Here is a 13,479-nt window from a genome sequence, read left to right on the forward strand (position 1 = left end):
TCGTCGTTTCGTCTACTTGACGGCGGTCACGGCCGCCATCGTGCCCGCCCACCAGTAGGTGCAGTCGGCGGGCGGCTTCAGGCCGCGGACGACCTCCACCCGGAACGAGCTGAAATGGTCGAGCAGGGCACGCTGGTGCGCCCGGCTCAGTGAGTCGATTTCGTTGGTGTAGTAGGAGAAGACGCCGCCGGGGCGAAGGTGGGCGGCGGCGTGCTCGAAGAATTCGGCGGCCAGCACGATGGCCTTCGGGCCCAAGGTCCTGGCGAATTCCCGTTCATCGGTCGGATAGGTGTCGTAAAGGATCGCGTCGTACTGGCCGAGGCCGCCGAGCACGTCCTGCCAGGCGCCGAGTTCCAGCCGGATATCGCGATCCGGCCACTGGGAACGCCATTTCTCGAACTCGGCCTTCACCTCGGAGTTGATTTCGATCAGGGTGTGCGACCGGACGCCGGCGTCCTGGACGTAGGTGGCCGAAATGCCCATCCCGAAACCGACTTCGAGTAGATCGCCGCCGTTCGCCGCGGCGTTTTCAGCCAGCACCTTCATCAGGGGCCGCTCCCAGTTCTGCATCACCTGCTGGCCCTGGATGAGCAGCTGCGTCGGATCGCTGTAGTCCGCGGTGCTGTCCTGCCAGTTCCGGCGGATCAGCGGCCGGTGCGAGCCTTCGACGAATTCCTGCTGGATGGTGTCGAGGTGTTCCAGATCGCTCGCGAACTCGAACACCGCGCGGCCGAGAAGGAGGTTGCGCTGGCCGGGCCCCTTGGCCCGCAGGAAGTCGTCCCTGACGGGGTCGACCGTTATCTTGAATTCCTTGAAGTTCCGTTGCATTCTGGTATATCTCCTACGGTCACGCGAGTTCCTTTCACCCTCACGGTATCGGTGATCTTGGTGTCGTGCCGAAATGCAGGGGGTGACTTGACCACTGAACGGCACTGACGTCGGGAATAGGGGTTCACGAATAGGGGGTGAACTTCTCCGCACGGGCGGTTTCCCCGTGATAGGAACTTCACATGCCGGGGGAAACGAAGAACCAGGAAACCGACGGACGCGGCGCGCGCACGCGCTCGCTCGTCTCGCTGATCGCCGACGTCACCGTGCCGGTCGTCGTCTACTACGTACTGCTCGCCTTCGGGTGGAGCAGCGGCTCCGCCTTGGTGGCGGCCACGATCGCCATCGGCGTCCTCGTGCTCGCCGTCGCGGTGAAGGAACGCAAGGTCGACGGCTTCGGGGTGTTCGTCCTCGTCGTCTGCGCGGTCACCCTGCTGGTCTCCCTGGTGAGCGGGGACGAACGCCTGCTGCTGGCCAAGGATCCCTTCACCAGCGGCCTGGCCGGGATCGCCTTCCTCGGCAGCCTCGCCTTCGGGAAACCGGTGACCTTCTTCATCTCCCGGCGGATCCGGGCGCTGACCCCGGCCCGGCGACTGGGCTGGGACCGGCTGTACGACACGGAACCCGAGTTCCGCAAACTGCACCGGGTCTCGACCGGGGGCTGGGGCGCGGTCCTGGTCGCCGAGTCCGCCGCGCGGCTCGTCCTGATCTACCTGCTGCCCGCGTCGGTGATGGTCGGCCTGTCCACCGCGATCGAACTGACCGCGATCACCGGTGTGGTCGCGTGGACCGTCTGGTACCGGCGGCGCTCCGCCGGCCGCGGCCTGGAAAAGGCGCTTCACACGGCGGATACCGCGCCCGCCGGTGTCTAAAATGGACTAGGGGCGAGTAGGGGAAAGTGAGGGGTTGGTCCCCGCCGGACCCCGTCGTACGTTTCGGTCGAGACAGTGTGGCCCCGATGACCAGGGAGATCCGCCACGATGACCGCAGCCGATTTCGCGCCCCCGCTGACCACTCTCTGCCCCGATTTCCCGTTCGCCTACGACGATTGGCTCGCGCATCCGGCCGGGCTCGGCGAACTGCCGCCGGACCGTCTCGGCCAGGAGGTCGCCGTCGTCGGCGGCGGGATAGCGGGTGTGGTCGCGGCCTACGAACTGCTGCGTCTCGGCTTGAAACCGGTGGTCTACGAAGCGGGCCAGATCGGCGGCCGGATGCGCTCGATCCCGTTGGCGGGTGAGGACGGCGCGGTCGCGGAGATGGGCGCGATGCGGTTCCCGCCCTCGGCCACCACCCTGTACCGGTACATCGACGAGGTCGGCCTGGAGACCAAGCCGTTCGCGAACCCGTTGTCCCGCAGCACTTCCACCACGGTGATCAACCTCGATGGCGTGACCTATCGCGCACGGACCCCGGCGGATCTGCCGTCGGTCTTCCACGAGGTCGACGACGCCTGGCACAAGGCACTGCAGGAACTGGCCGATCTGTCCACCATGCGCGACGCCATCCGGATGCGCGACACCGCCATGGTGAAGGCGATCTGGAACCGGCTGCTGCCCGAACTGGACGACCAGTCCTTCTACGGTTTCCTGGCACGGTCGACGGCGTTCGCCTCGTTCCGCCATCGCGAGATCTTCGGCCAGGTCGGCTTCGGCACCGGCGGCTGGGACACCGATTTCCCCAATTCCGTGCTGGAGATCCTCCGCGTCATCTACACCGGCGTCGAAGAGGGGCCGCGGCAGATCATCGGCGGTTGCCAGCAACTCCCGCGGCGGCTGTGGAACCACGCGCCCGCCTCGGCACGCTTCTGGCCGGCCGGGACGTCGGTCGCGTCGCTGCACGATGGATCGCCGCGTCCCGCCGTCCTCGGATTGCGCCCGGCGGCGGACGGGTTCGCCGTCGAGGACGAGAACGGTGACGTGCGGACCTATCCGGCCGTGGTCTTCACCGCGCAGCACCGGGTGCTGCTCACCAAGATCGCCGGGGTGCGCCCGCTGCTGCCCGCGAACGTGTGGACCGCACTGGAACGTACGCACTACATGGGCGCTTCCAAGTTGTTCGTCCCGGTCGACCGGCCGTTCTGGCACGACGTCGATCCGCGCACCGGCGAGGAACTGATGGGGATGACCCTGACCGACCGGACCCCGCGCAGCGTCTACCTGTTCGACGACGGACCGGACGCGCCGGCCGCGCTGTGCCTTTCCTATACGTGGAACGACGATTCGCTCAAATTCGCGACACTCGGCCCGGCCGAGCGGCTCGAACTCGCGCTCGACGCGCTCGCCGACATCTACCCGGGCGTCGACATCCGCTCCCACATCACCGGCGACCCGGTGACCGTCACCTGGGAGAACGAGCCGAACTTCCAAGGCGCGTTCAAGGCGAACCTGCCGGGGCAGTATCGCTACCAGCGTCGCCTGTTCACCCATTTCCGTCAGGACGACCTTCCCGCCGCCCAGCGCGGCCTCTTCCTCGCCGGTGACGACATCTCGTGGATGGGCGGCTTCGCCGAAGGGGCGGTCACCAGCGCGCTCAACGCGGTGTGGGGGACGCTGCGCCATCTCGGCGGGGCCACCGACCCGCGCAATCCCGGACCCGGCGACGTCTTCGACCACATCGCGCCGATCGAACTGCCCGAGCCCTGAACGGGTCGAGGCCCGGTCCGGCGACTGGGGGATAGTCGACGGACCGGGCAGGCGAGACAGTGCTCAGCTCGCGTAACTGGGGGTTCGCTGAGCCTGCCTGAGTACCTTGGCCCGGTAGACCCAGACCCCGGCGGTGCGGAAGATGACCATCGTCAGCGCCATGGTGACGAAGAAGGCGGAGACGCCGCCGGCGTCGATCCCGGTGTCCATCAGGAACTTGCCGAAGTCGGCCGCGAACGAGTGGCTGTGCTCCAGCGTGTAGACGAAGATGAGCCGTCCCACCAGGACGAACAACCACAGTCCCAAGTAGACCCAGCCCGCCCTGGTGTAGACGGCGGATTTCTCCTGGTCCCACTCGACCTTCGTGCCCTTCAGCAATCCCCAGCCGATCAGGACACCCGCCGCGATGCCGACCAGGCCGGCCAGTGAGTTCGGCGTGGTCAGCTTGAGGTCGTAGAGGACCGCCCAGCCCACCAGCGCGCACGTGAAGAACGGCAGGATCAGGATGACCAGGTGGGCCTTGTGGCGACCGATGTGCGTGAACAGCACCAGCGCCAGCAGTACGCCGCTCAGGATGAGGGCGTTTCGCATGGCTTCACTCATCAAAACTCCTTCGAAAGACTCCCCATCCGGCAGTTCGATGCCGGTTGTCCCGAAATCTAGGGCGAACGGCCGCGCCGATCATCGGCGCGCGGGTGGGAATCCGGTTGGAGATCGGCGTCCACCTCGAGGTGGAGTGCCGTGTGGCGCGGACCGGTGAGGGCAGGAGATGATGCAGACATGGTCGAAGAAGTGCCCCCGGTCCGGATCGTGATCGCCGAAGACCAGGCGGCGGTACGGGAAGGGCTGGCCCTGCTGGTGGGGACGGTCGCGGGGATCACCGTGGTCGGCCAGGCGCCCGACGGCGAGGTCGCCGTGCGGCTGGCCGGGGAACTACGCCCGGACGTCGTGCTGATGGACCTCTCCATGCCCCGGTGTGACGGCGTCGAGGCGACCCGGCGGATCAAGGAGCAGCATCCGGAGATCGAGGTCGTCGTGCTCACCACCTACGCCGACGACGACTGGGTGCTGCGCGCCTTGGAGGCCGGAGCGTTGGGATACCTGACGAAATCGGCGAACAAGCACGAAATCGGGCGCGCGGTGCACGCGGCCGCGGCGGGGCAGGCCCTGCTCGACCCGCGGGTGCAGCGGCGAGTGCTCGGCGCCGCCCTGTCTCCCGCGCCCGCTTCGGCGCCGCAGCCCGAGGACGACGCGAAGCTCACCAAGCGGGAAGCCCATGTCCTGACGCTGATCGCGGCGGGGCGCAGCAACAAGGAGATCGCCGCGGAACTGTTCGTCAGCGAGACGACGGTCAAGAGCCATATCAACCGGATCTTCGCCAAGACGGGGAGCCGGGATCGCGCTCAGGCCGTCCGTTATGCCTACCAAGCCGGTTACGTGCGGGACTAGCCCGGCACGCGGGCGGTGACGTCCCAGAACCGGCCGTCCGGACCGGTGACCAGGGTTCCGTCGACGAGTTCGATCCGTTCGCGCATCCCGGTCAGGCCGTAGCCCGGCGTGTGCCCGGGGTCCGGTGCGGCGGCGAGGGGGTTGCGGACGTGCAGCCGGACCTCGTCCGGCGGGTACTCCAGTTCGACGCTCACCGCCTCGCCCGCGGCGTGCTTGGCGGCGTTCGTCAGCGCCTCCCGGCAGATCCGCAGCAGCGCGATCGTCTGCGCCGACGGCAGATCGCGGTGCTCGCCCAGCATGGTGAACTCCGCCGGGGTGTCGTGTTCCCGGCCGAAGGTCCGCACCAGTTCGTTCAGCGCGTCCGGCAGGGCGCGGACGTCCTCGCGCAGCGCCGCCACGGCGTCCCGGACGTCGCTGAGCCCTTGGTCGGCGAGACTTCGCGAAAGCGCGAGCGAACGCAGGGCGCCTTCGGTGTCGTCCTCCTCCACCAGCAGGGTGTGCATCACCTCCAGCTGGACCCGCAGTGCGCCGAGGGAATGGGCGACGACGTCGTGGATCTCGCGGGCGATACGGGTGCGCTCGTCGAGCGTCGCGGCCCGGACGCCCCGGGTGTGCGCCAGCCGTTCCTGGTGCAGCAACCGTTCCGCCTGCGCGACCCTGGTCAGATGCCCGCGGCGGGTGAATCCGATGAGTACCACGATGACGACCGCGCCCAGCGCGCCCAGCCACGCCTCCGAAGGGCGGTGGCCGAGCAGGCTGGAGGCCACGATGGCGGCGGCGTCGAAGACCATCAGCGCGATGATCGCGACGGTGTCCGGCTCCAGCCGTGAGGCGAACGCGGCGAGGGTGATGCAGGTCATGATCACGGCGGTGCCGTCGGTGGCGGCGCCGGTGCCGAAGGCCGGGACCGCGCTCGCCGCGGCCAGCGGGAGCAGGGCGGCGCGGGGGAAGCGCTCGCTGATCCCGATCCACAGCAGCCAGCTCGCCGACGACACGGCGTAGAGCACCCACAGCCAGCCGGCGCCCGCCGGGACGGTCGCGGTCATCTGGGTGACGGCCAGCAGCGCCGTCCCGGCCGCGGGCGCGGCCCATCGCCAGCGACGTTCCTCGACCTCTTCGGACACTGCTTCGGTCATACGACGATCGTAGGGCCACCACGACTTTCCGCTCGCGGGCGATCATTCCGAGGGTGGAAATACCGTCACCGTTGGTAGGAGGTCGCTCTCTCGCGGTTGTTTCCGCAGGAAGCGTCCGGCTAGTGTTCGCCGAGGCGAAAGAAAGCGGTCTCTCCGACCCTCCGCCGAACAATTCCCATCCCTTTCGGAGGAATCCTGCGATGACCGCTCCAAGCGGCGATGCCGGGGACTGGGTCCGTGTTTTCCGGCCCGGAGGACCGTCGGTACCGCGTCTGATCTGCCTGCCCGACGCCGGTGCGGCCGCGAATGCGTTCTTCCCGCTTTCCGCCGCGCTCGCGCCGGGGATCGAGGTGCACGCGGTGCAATATCCGGGACGTCAGGATCGGGTCGCGGAACCGTGCGCCGAAGACATCGGGGAATTGGCCGACCGGGTCACCGGGGCACTCGCGCTCTGGGAAGGCGCGCCGTTCGCGGTGTACGGGCACGGAATGGGCGCGGTCGTCGGTTTCGAGGTGGCCAGGCGGCTGGAGCAGGTGCTGACCGGGAGCCCGGTCGCGCTGATCGTGTCCGGTTGCCCGGCCCCGTCCCGGTCCGGCTCGCTCGGGCTCCACCTGCTGCCGGATCAGGACCTCGTGGCCGAGCTGTACTCGCTTCGCGACGCCGGCTCGCCTGGTGCGCGGGACGCGGAGCTGCTCAAGGCCACTTTCCCGGCCATCCGGGCCGATTTCCGGGCGCTGGCCGCCTACCGGCCGGAGCCCGCGCCCGCGCTGCGCTGTCCGGTCACGGTGCTCGTCGGCGACAGCGATCCGACGGTGTCCCTCGACGAGGCGCGCGCCTGGCACGAGTACACCACCGGCCCGTTCGACCTCCAGGTCTTCCCTGGCGGGCACGGTTTCCCGGAGGCGCGGCCCGAGGAGTTCGCCGAGGTGGTGACCGCCGCGGTCCTGCGGCGGTGAAGCGGCATCGTCGTCCGGCACCCGCTGTACCGATCGGCCGCACTCACGTGATCGAAGGCGGAACTCACGTGATCGAAGGCGGAACTCACGTGATCAGAGGCGGAACACCCGAGTGCGGCCTCCAATCACGTGAGTCACGTCCCTGATCACGCGAGTCACGTCTCCGCTCACGCCGCGCCCTGGGTGCCCAGTCCGTGAAGGCCTCCTTGAGGGACCCAGGGTCCCTCAAGGAGGCCTTCACGGAACTTCGGTTCTAAGCCGCCACTCACGACCCGCTGTACCAAGCGTGACGTCCGGGGTCAGCGTTGCGGGCTGCCGCCCGGGATCTTGGCGCCGCCGAGGCGGGCGGACAGCACGAGCGTCATCGCCATCAGGTTCGCGCCCAGCGAGAGCAGGATGGTGCCGCCGCCGGAGGTCAGCGTCGCGCCGGCGAAATGCCCGATCACGCCGAGCACGCCGCGGACGAGCAGCAGGCCCACCCAGACGGCGAGGCCGAGCGCGCCGATCCGCTGGTAGACCTTGTCACCACGCCGCTGCAGCTGCGTCATCGCGCCCATCGCGGCGCCGCCGAGGAGCGAGACCAGCAGGCCCACCCCGAGGAAGACGATGTCGGTCACGCTGATGGTGGTGTCCAGATGCCGCATCTGGATGACCCCGATGGCGACCAGGGTGAGCGGCCCGCCCCAGATTTCCACGTTCTCCAGCGGCTTCCAGCTCATGCGCTGGTAGATCACGTAGACGACGACGGCGATGGCGACCGCGATGTTGATCAGCGTGCTGGTGTCCACTGCGCACTCTCCTCGGCTGTGGGCGACCTGTTCGTTCGGTATCGATCACGAGCGTAGGAGCAGGCACCCGGCGCGGCGACCAACCACGGGTTGACGTCCGGGTGGAATTCCCCGATCCACCCGAACCGGGGATCCGGCGATTAGGGGTGGGCACCGGTCGCTAGGGGTTGTTGGCGCTTCGAGGCCGATCCTACTGTCGGGTTCATCGGCCGGACCGCCAATTCCCGGCCCGATCGGCTCTCGCTTCCGAATCCCCTTTCCCGGAATTCGGAGCCGGATTTCGCCGACTGAAAGGTGTCTCACGTTGCATTCCTACCAAGTGGCCGTCGTCGGCGCCGGATACGTCGGGCTGACCACCGCGGCGTGTCTCGCCTCGCTCGGACACCGGGTCCGGTGCACCGATTCCGATCGCGGCAAATTGGCCCGGCTCCAGCGCGGCGAGGTCGACATCCTGGAAAAGGGGCTGCCCGGTCTGGTCGCCGAGGGAATCGCCGCCGGACGGCTCGGTTTCGTCGAATCGGCCGCGGAGGCCGTCGAGACCGCGGAAGCCGTGTTCCTTTGTGTACCCACCCCGATGGGCGAGGGCGGGATGGCCGATCTGTCGGCCGTCATCGACGTCGCGACCAAGGTCCGCGACGTGCTTTCGCCGGGTTGCGTGCTGGTGAACAAGTCGACCGTGCCGGTCGGGACCGCGGCCAGGGTCGCCGCGTTGCTCGGCCGGGACGACGTCGCGGTGGTGAGCAATCCGGAGTTCCTCCGCGAGGGCACCGCCGTCCACGACTTCCTCAACCCGGACCGGATCGTCGTCGGTTCCGACACCCGCGGCCCGGCGGAACGCGTCGCGGCGCTCTACGCCCGGCTCGGCGCCCCGACGGTGCTGACCGACGCGGCGAGCGCGGAGATGGTCAAGTACGCCGCCAACTGTTTCCTCGCCACGAAACTGTCCTATGTGAACGCCATCGCCGAACTGTGCGAGCGGCTCGACGCCGACATCGGCGACGTCACCGAAGGCATGGGTTACGACCGCCGGATCGGCCCGACGTTCCTCTCGCCGGGGCCGGGCTGGGGTGGTTCCTGCCTGCCCAAGGACACCATGGCGCTCAAACAGGTCGCCGAGGTCGCGGGTTTCGAGTTCGGCCTGCTCGACGAGGTCATCTCCGGGAACGCGAAGCAGGCGTCCCGGGTGGTCGAACGGATCGCCGTGGCCTGCGGACTGGCCGCGGACGCGGATCTCACCGGCCTGCGGATCGGCCTGCTGGGGCTGACCTTCAAGGCGGGTACCAACGATCTCCGGGATTCCCCGGCGCTGAGCGTCGCCCGGCTGCTGGCCGAGCGCGGCGCGGAACTGACCGGGTACGACCCCGGCCTCACCGGCGGCGAACCGCCGATCCCCGGCGTCCGGGTCGTCGACGACCCCTACTACATCGCGAAGGACGCGCATGCGCTGGTCCTGCTGACCGATTGGCCGCAGTTCCGTGCCCTGGACTGGCCGCGGATCGCCGGCCTGCTCGAAGGACCGGTCGTCATCGACACCCGCAACCACCTCGACCCCGACGCGCTCAGCCGGGCCGGCATCGCCTGGCGCGGCTTCGGCAGGCCCCCGGTCGACCCGGTGCGCACGCCGTCCTTCGATCCCGTTCCCTGACCGTCCTCAAAGGACAGAAACGAAAGGTGGACCCCATGCGGGTTTTGTGCACCGTGACCGGCTCGCAGGGCCACGCACGGGCGGTGCTGCCCTTGGCCAGGGCGGCGGCGAAGGCGGGCCACGACGTCCTCGTCGTGACCCCGCCGGAACTGGCCGACGTCTTCGAGCCCGGGCTCATGCGGATCGAACCGGTGCTTCCGGGCATGGTCGAGGCCATCGGCCGGATGGTGCAGGAACGTCAGGAGGCCGAAGCGGCCGGGACCCCGCGCCGGGTACTGGACACACGCGACCAGCTGATCGCCACCGCGAGCGGCCCGCACGTCACCACCGCCTACCAGAAGCTCTACCCCCTGGCCAAGGAGTTCCAGCCCGACATCGTGGTGCGTGACGGCGCGGAGCTGTCCGGCGCGCTGGTCGCCGAGCAGCTCGGCGTCCCGTACATCAGCGCGCCGTCGGGTGCGGGCAACCTGATCGACCCGGCGGGTCTGGTGGAGCCGCTGAACGAGCGCCGCCAAGAGCTGGGGCTCGCCGCCGAACCCGACGCCGGGATGGTGCACCGCTACGGCCGTTTCGACTGCCTGCCCGCCGACACCTCGTTCGCCGCCTTCGATCTGCCGACGCCGTTCACCTATCGCCAGCCGTCGGAGGTGGCCACCGGCGAGGTCCTGCCGCCGGAGATCGCCGCGCTGCCCGCGGACCGGCCGCTGGTGCTCGCCTCGGTCGGCACCGCGCTGCCCATGCTCGGCGCGTTCAACGCGTTCGGCATCGACCCGCCGGAGGAGATGGAAGACCCCGACGTCACGGTGCGCGCCCTGATCGAAGGACTGTCCAGTGTGGACTGTTCGGCGGTGGTGGCGACGGCCGGGTTCCCGATCGGCGACGTCGAGGTCGGTGACAACGTGCTCGTCGTCGAACGGATGCCGCAGCCGCTGCTGCTCGAATGCGCGCAGCTGTTCCTGACGCACGCCGGGTACAACAGCATCCGGGAGGCGCTGCGCGCCGGAGTGCCGATGGCCACGCTGCCGCAGTTCGGCGACCAGCCGCACAACGCGCGCCGTATCGAGGAGCTCGGGTTCGGCAAGCAGATCCCCGCCACCACACCGGAAGCGGTCGCCGAGACCTGCCGCGCGGTGCTGGCCGACACCCGGATCGCGGCCACCGTCGCGCGGGCCCAGCGGCGGAGCCTGACCATGCCGGGCGTGGAATCCGCCGTGGCCCACCTCGAAGAGCTCGCCGGCCGGGCCGCGGGAACGGAGTAGCGCGGTGCAGATCGACCACTACGTCAGCCAGCTGCTGGACGTGCTTTCCACGCGGCCGGACGAGATCGCGTTGCGCCACGGCGACGAAGCGCTGACCTCGGCGGAACTCGCGGCGGCCATCACCGGTGCCGCCGCCGCGCTGCGCGACCGCGGGACCGGCGAGGGCGGGGTGGTGGCCCTGCTGACCGTGGGGAACAGCCCGGCGACGCTCATCGGCCGGTACGCCGCCAACCTGATCGGCGCGACCGTGGTGCACCTGCGCGGGATCAACGCCGCCGATCCGCTGGACGAACTCCCGGTCGCCACCCAGGTCGAGATCGTCGACGACACCGGCACCACCGTCCTGCTCACCGACGCGGCGAACCTCGACCGGGCCAGGAAGATCCGCGACGCCATGGCGGAACCGGCGGCGCTGGCGGCTTTCGGGGACTTCGGTGACGACGTCGCCGACATCACCGGGACCGCGAGCGAGGTCGAGCCGCGAGCCGAGGGCACCGCGGTGCTGACCTACACCAGCGGAACCACCGGCAGGCCCAAGGGCATCGGCCGCGGGTTCGGCGGGCTGGGCGCGGTGGTCACCAAGGCGCGGCACATGACCGAACGCTGCACGATGCTGGTCACCACGCCGCTCAGTCATTCCGTTTCGTCCACAGTGGACGACGCGGTCGCCTCCGGTGGGATGATCGTCCTGCACGAGGGATTCGACGCCGGCGCCGTGCTCGAAGCCGTGGAACGCCATCGGGTCAACCGGGTCTACCTGGCCACCCCGCAGCTCTACGACCTGCTCGACCATCCGGCACTGGGCACCACCGACCATTCCAGCCTGCGCGAGCTCTACTACGGCGGGAGTCCGGCCTCCCCGGTGAGGCTCTCCCGGGCCGCGGAGGTGTTCGGCGCGAAGCTGATCCAGATCTACGGCACCACCGAAAGCTGGGTGATCGCCGCGCTTTCGCCGGAAGAGCACCTGAAACCGGAACTGCTCACCACGGTCGGCAAGGCGGTCCCGTTCGTCCAGGTCGGCATCCGCGACCCGCACGTGCGGCACGAGCTGCCCGCCGGGAAGACCGGGGAGATCTGCGTCCGGTCGCCGATGATGATGGACGGCTACTGGAAGCGGCCCGATCTGACCTCGCGCGTCCTCATCGACGGCTGGCTGCACACCGGCGACGTCGGCTACCTCGACGAGAACGGCTACCTGTACCTGGTCGACCGGCTCGCCGACATGATCAAGACCAACGGCATCAAGGTGTACCCGGCCGAGGTCGAGAACGCGCTGCTGGCCCATCCGGACGTCGCGCAGGCCGCGGTGTTCGGGGTTGCCGACGAGGACAACGTCGAGTACATGCACGCGATCGCGGTGCCGCGCCGGGGCAGGGACGTGGATCCCGCCGACCTGGCCGCGCATGTCGCGCGGGCGCTGTCACCGAGCCACGTGCCGGCGGAGATCCGGCTCCGCGCCGAGCTTCCGCTGACCGACGCGGGGAAGCCGGACAAGCTCCGCCTCCGCGAGGAGGCGAAACCCGCCACCAAGTCCAGCCACGCCAAGCCAGAGAGCGAGTTGACGTCATGACCACCTATCTGGAGTCCTTCCAGCGCACCCTGCAGGGCGAAGTGCTGCAGAAACGCGACTTCCTGGAGATCGGGCGGCAGGCGGGCCGGTTCCCGACCGCCAGCCGGTACGAGGAGGCCGAAGCGGTCGCCGAGATCAACGTCTGGTGCAGCAACGACTACCTCGGCATGGGCCAGCACCCGGACGTGCTCTCCGCGATGAAGGAGGCCGTCGAGCGGTTCGGCGCCGGGGCGGGTGGTTCGCGCAACATCGCGGGCACCAACCACTACCACGTGGCGCTGGAACGCGAACTGGCCGAACTGCACGGCAAAGAGGACGCGCTGCTGTTCACCTCCGGCTACACCGCCAACGACGGTTCGCTGACCGTGCTGGCGGGCCGCCCCGAGGACTGCATCGTGTTCTCCGACGAGAAGAACCACGCCTCCATCATCGACGGGCTGCGGCACAGCGGCGCGGAGAAGAAGATCTTCCGTCACAACGACGTCGCGCATCTGGCCGAGCTGCTCGCCGCCGCTCCGGCCGACCGGCCGAAGATGATCGTGTTCGAATCGGTCTACTCGATGAACGGCGACGTCGCCCCGCTGGCGGAATTCGCCGCGCTGGCGAAGCAGTACGACGCCATGACCTATGTGGACGAAGTGCACGCCGTCGGGATGTACGGCCCCGAAGGCGCCGGGATCGCCGCGCGCGAGGGGATCGCCGACGAGTTCACCGTCGTGATGGGCACGCTGGCCAAGGGTTTCGGCACCACCGGTGGGTACATCGCCGGGCCCGCCGCGCTGATCGACGCCGTGCGCACGCACTCGCGTTCGTTCATCTTCACCACCGCGCTGCCGCCCGCCGTGGCCGCCGGGGCGCTCGCCGCCGTCCGGCACCTGCGTTCGTCGGAGCGGGAGCGCGAGATCCTCGCCGACAACGCGCAGCTGCTGCACAAACTGCTCGCCGAACGCGGCATCCCGTTCCTCTCGGACGAGTCGCACATCGTGTCGATCCTGGTCGGCGACGACGCGCTCTGCAAGAAGGTGCACGAACTGCTGTTGCAGCGGCACGGGATCTACATCCAGTCGATCAACGCGCCGAGTGTCCCGTTCGGACAGGAGATCCTGCGCACGGCGCCGTCGGCGGTGCACACCGGCAGCGACGTGCAGAAGATGGTCGAGGCGCTGGACCAGATCTGGCTGGATCTCGGTCTGCCCCGCGGCTGAG

General features: G+C 69.1%; 12 protein-coding genes. 8 read left to right on the forward strand and 4 right to left on the reverse strand.

Annotation, left to right across the window (positions count from 1 at the left end):
- Positions 1–12: 12 nt before the first annotated feature.
- Entirely contained in the window at positions 13–828 is an 816-nt protein-coding gene (locus AB8M46_RS30875; RefSeq protein WP_037345106.1) for a class I SAM-dependent methyltransferase, read from the reverse strand.
- 182 nt (positions 829–1,010) lie between these two features.
- Between AB8M46_RS30875 and AB8M46_RS30880 the strand changes: the two genes are divergently transcribed.
- The gene (locus AB8M46_RS30880) at positions 1,011–1,700 is read left to right on the forward strand and encodes a VC0807 family protein (protein WP_394362496.1); all 690 of its coding nucleotides are present in this window, start codon (positions 1,011–1,013) and stop codon (positions 1,698–1,700) included.
- A gap of 108 nt (positions 1,701–1,808) precedes the next feature.
- Positions 1,809–3,470, forward strand: a complete 1,662-nt coding sequence (locus AB8M46_RS30885) for a flavin monoamine oxidase family protein (protein WP_378426133.1) — start codon at positions 1,809–1,811, stop codon at positions 3,468–3,470.
- A 63-nt stretch (positions 3,471–3,533) separates the two neighbouring features.
- On the opposite strand, the gene AB8M46_RS30890 is transcribed toward AB8M46_RS30885, so the two are convergent.
- A complete protein-coding gene (locus AB8M46_RS30890) occupies positions 3,534–4,073 on the reverse strand; it encodes a DUF1453 family protein (protein ID WP_038510786.1) in 540 nt (179 codons plus the stop codon).
- A gap of 177 nt (positions 4,074–4,250) precedes the next feature.
- Between AB8M46_RS30890 and AB8M46_RS30895 the strand changes: the two genes are divergently transcribed.
- Positions 4,251–4,919 carry a response regulator transcription factor gene (locus AB8M46_RS30895; RefSeq protein ID WP_037345111.1) on the forward strand — a complete coding sequence of 223 codons (669 nt, stop codon included), beginning with the start codon at positions 4,251–4,253 and terminating at the stop codon, positions 4,917–4,919.
- On the opposite strand, the gene AB8M46_RS30900 is transcribed toward AB8M46_RS30895, so the two are convergent.
- Positions 4,916–6,055, reverse strand: coding sequence for a sensor histidine kinase (locus AB8M46_RS30900; protein ID WP_052121008.1), 1,140 nt, complete (start codon positions 6,053–6,055; stop codon positions 4,916–4,918). The two genes, AB8M46_RS30895 and AB8M46_RS30900, sit on opposite strands and share 4 nt — an antisense overlap.
- A 200-nt stretch (positions 6,056–6,255) precedes the next feature.
- Here AB8M46_RS30900 and AB8M46_RS30905 point away from each other — a divergent pair, with 200 nt between their 5' ends.
- The gene (locus tag AB8M46_RS30905; RefSeq protein WP_394362497.1) at positions 6,256–7,011 is read left to right on the forward strand and encodes a thioesterase II family protein; all 756 of its coding nucleotides are present in this window, start codon (positions 6,256–6,258) and stop codon (positions 7,009–7,011) included.
- 299 nt (positions 7,012–7,310) lie between these two features.
- Here AB8M46_RS30905 and AB8M46_RS30910 read toward each other — a convergent pair whose 3' ends face one another.
- Complete coding sequence (locus tag AB8M46_RS30910) at positions 7,311–7,799, reverse strand: DUF1453 family protein (protein ID WP_037345115.1); 489 nt, start codon at positions 7,797–7,799, stop codon at positions 7,311–7,313.
- A gap of 304 nt (positions 7,800–8,103) precedes the next feature.
- On the opposite strand from AB8M46_RS30910, the gene AB8M46_RS30915 reads away from it, so the two are divergent.
- Genes AB8M46_RS30915 through hemA form a run of 4 tightly spaced genes read left to right on the forward strand, consistent with a single transcriptional unit; the run spans position 8,104 to position 13,478 of the window.
- Positions 8,104–9,444, forward strand: coding sequence for a UDP-glucose dehydrogenase family protein (locus tag AB8M46_RS30915; RefSeq protein ID WP_394362498.1), 1,341 nt, complete (start codon positions 8,104–8,106; stop codon positions 9,442–9,444).
- Positions 9,445–9,479: 35 nt separating this feature from the next.
- Positions 9,480–10,703 (forward strand): glycosyltransferase, encoded by a 1,224-nt coding sequence (locus AB8M46_RS30920; protein ID WP_394362499.1) that lies wholly within the window; start codon positions 9,480–9,482, stop codon positions 10,701–10,703.
- Between the two features lie 4 nt (positions 10,704–10,707).
- Positions 10,708–12,273, forward strand: a complete 1,566-nt coding sequence (locus tag AB8M46_RS30925) for an AMP-binding protein (protein WP_125735135.1) — start codon at positions 10,708–10,710, stop codon at positions 12,271–12,273.
- Positions 12,270–13,478 carry a 5-aminolevulinate synthase gene (gene hemA / locus AB8M46_RS30930; protein WP_378426122.1) on the forward strand — a complete coding sequence of 403 codons (1,209 nt, stop codon included), beginning with the start codon at positions 12,270–12,272 and terminating at the stop codon, positions 13,476–13,478. The genes AB8M46_RS30925 and hemA overlap by 4 nt, the downstream gene beginning before the upstream one ends.
- The last annotated feature ends 1 nt before the right edge of the window (position 13,479 follow it).

The sequence above is a fragment of the Amycolatopsis sp. SB7-3 genome (assembly GCF_041021335.1).
In the GTDB taxonomy this organism is placed as follows: domain Bacteria; phylum Actinomycetota; class Actinomycetes; order Mycobacteriales; family Pseudonocardiaceae; genus Amycolatopsis; species Amycolatopsis japonica.

What these genes read in the sequence shown, in the direction of transcription:
- hemA (WP_378426122.1), top strand. Translation starts at nt 12,270, where the DNA reads ATGACCACCTATCTGGAGTCCTTCCAGCGCACCCTGCAGGGCGAAGTG.
- AB8M46_RS30905 (WP_394362497.1), top strand. Translation starts at nt 6,256, where the DNA reads ATGACCGCTCCAAGCGGCGATGCCGGGGACTGGGTCCGTGTTTTCCGG.
- AB8M46_RS30885 (WP_378426133.1), top strand. Translation starts at nt 1,809, where the DNA reads ATGACCGCAGCCGATTTCGCGCCCCCGCTGACCACTCTCTGCCCCGAT.
- AB8M46_RS30920 (WP_394362499.1), top strand. Translation starts at nt 9,480, where the DNA reads ATGCGGGTTTTGTGCACCGTGACCGGCTCGCAGGGCCACGCACGGGCG.
- AB8M46_RS30880 (WP_394362496.1), top strand. Translation starts at nt 1,011, where the DNA reads ATGCCGGGGGAAACGAAGAACCAGGAAACCGACGGACGCGGCGCGCGC.
- AB8M46_RS30895 (WP_037345111.1), top strand. Translation starts at nt 4,251, where the DNA reads ATGGTCGAAGAAGTGCCCCCGGTCCGGATCGTGATCGCCGAAGACCAG.
- AB8M46_RS30900 (WP_052121008.1), bottom strand. Translation starts at nt 6,055, where the DNA reads ATGACCGAAGCAGTGTCCGAAGAGGTCGAGGAACGTCGCTGGCGATGG.
- AB8M46_RS30890 (WP_038510786.1), bottom strand. Translation starts at nt 4,073, where the DNA reads ATGAGTGAAGCCATGCGAAACGCCCTCATCCTGAGCGGCGTACTGCTG.
- AB8M46_RS30875 (WP_037345106.1), bottom strand. Translation starts at nt 828, where the DNA reads ATGCAACGGAACTTCAAGGAATTCAAGATAACGGTCGACCCCGTCAGG.